Origin of the sequence: Ralstonia sp. ASV6 (assembly GCF_016429285.1) — a bacterium.
In the GTDB taxonomy this organism is placed as follows: Bacteria; Pseudomonadota; Gammaproteobacteria; order Burkholderiales; family Burkholderiaceae; genus Ralstonia; species Ralstonia flaminis.
On sequence record NZ_JAELUI010000652.1, the window covers coordinates 1 to 302 of the forward strand.

Annotated in this window: 1 pseudogene; it reads right to left on the reverse strand. The window is 74.5% G+C overall.

The window, feature by feature from the left end:
- Positions 1 to 124 (reverse strand): annotated as a pseudogene (locus tag JHD73_RS28775) (MarR family transcriptional regulator); the annotation flags it as partial.
- Positions 125 to 302 lie beyond the last annotated feature (178 nt).

The following is a 302-nucleotide window of genomic DNA, read 5'->3' on the forward strand; positions in this document are numbered from 1 at the left end:
CGCATAGCCACAGCGCCTTGTCGTCATCAGGCAGCGCGGCCGCAAACGTGGCCAGCTCCGTTGCCACACGGCGCTCGAAAAACACGCCAAACCCCCAATGCTGCGCGTAGAACCGGCCGTGCAGGCCCTGTCTCTTATACACATCTCCGAGCCCACGAGACATGGCGCCTGATCGCGTATGCCGTCTTCTGCTGGAAAAAGGGGGGGGGGGGGGGGGGGGGGGGGGGGGGGGGGGGGGGGGGGGGGGGGGGGGGGGGGGGGGGGGGGGGGGGGGGGGGGGGGGGGGGGGGGGGGGGGGGGGG